The sequence below is a fragment of the Microcystis sp. M49636_WE2 genome (genome assembly GCF_030065375.1).
GTDB lineage: Bacteria > Cyanobacteriota > Cyanobacteriia > Cyanobacteriales > Microcystaceae > Microcystis > Microcystis aeruginosa_C.
In genome coordinates this window covers 1-1,044 of sequence record NZ_JASJFG010000911.1, presented here as the reverse complement: position 1 = coordinate 1,044, position 1,044 = coordinate 1, and the positions used below count along the sequence as shown (strand labels likewise).

The following is a 1,044-nucleotide window of genomic DNA, read 5'->3' as shown; positions in this document are numbered from 1 at the left end:
GCGAGTCCGACAAAAAAGCCAATTACCGGCCGCTATCTTTGCCGAAAGCTGCCCCTATAGTCCCGAACAAATCCTCGATTCCGATTTTCTCCCCTGAAATTCTGGCAGATTTTTTCAAAAAAACCCTTGACAAATCCCCGCCCTTGACAGATACTTATATATAGAATGGGAATCCGTGCCTGCCTGCGAACCCTCTTTTTTCAGGTTAGATAAGCGTCAAAAAAATAAAAACCTAATACCTGACCAATACCAAAGACTTATAAGAACAAGACTATCTTGCTTGGTTAGAAGAAACGGCCCAACAACTGCGACAAAGACGGACAGATGTATTAGATTGGGGAACGAACAGAGACATAAAGTAGATAGTTATCCCCTACAATTGCTCATTCATCTGCTTCTCTACCAATACCGGCCAATGTCTTTCCTACTGGCCAAATTCTGGCAGATTTTTTCAAAAAAACCCTTGACAAATCCCAGCACTTGACAGATACTTATATGTAGAATGGGAATCCGTGCCTGCCTGCGAACCCTCTTTTTTCAGGTTAGATAAGCGTCAAAAAAATAAAAACCTGATAACCGATCCCTAACTACCTATAAGCTTTTCACCCAATCACTAATCAACTGGTTAACCTCTGTGGGAATTTCATCGTGGGGACAATGACCGGCAGTTAGATAATATTCTGTGAGAGAAGGATAGTATTGACGGAATTTGGACCCGCGTTCCCTAGTATTCATCCAAGGGTCCCCCTCACCCCATAACATCAACAGGGGACAACTTAACTTTTGCAGGAGAATATCCACATTTTCCCCCCGGGGAGATTTAAACACAGAAGCAAAAACTTTGGCTGCTCCCGCATCCAGGGAAGGACGCCGGATATCTTCTATTAACTGCTCAGTAATGGCACTGCGATCGAGATATACTTTCTCTAGGGTTTTGCGGATAGTTTTGGGTGGACGGGTATAGAGAAATAAGAGATAACTGGCCCAGGGTTGCAGCAGCATCGATCGCAGGAATTTTTGTGCTAAATTAGGCTGACGATTGCT

1 protein-coding gene and 2 pseudogenes are annotated in these 1,044 nt (G+C 43.7%); 2 read left to right on the top strand and 1 reads right to left on the bottom strand.

From position 1 onward, the window contains the following. A pseudogene (locus tag PX484_RS25865) lies at positions 1-97 on the top strand (DUF29 domain-containing protein); the annotation flags it as partial. 142 nt (positions 98-239) lie between these two features. Further along, positions 240-415, top strand: a pseudogene (locus PX484_RS25860) (DUF29 family protein); the annotation flags it as partial. A gap of 176 nt (positions 416-591) precedes the next feature. On the opposite strand, the gene PX484_RS20895 reads toward PX484_RS25860, so the two are convergent. Next, positions 592-1,044 (bottom strand): alpha/beta hydrolase (locus PX484_RS20895; RefSeq protein ID WP_502882772.1); only part of this gene is annotated, 453 nt, incomplete at its 5' end.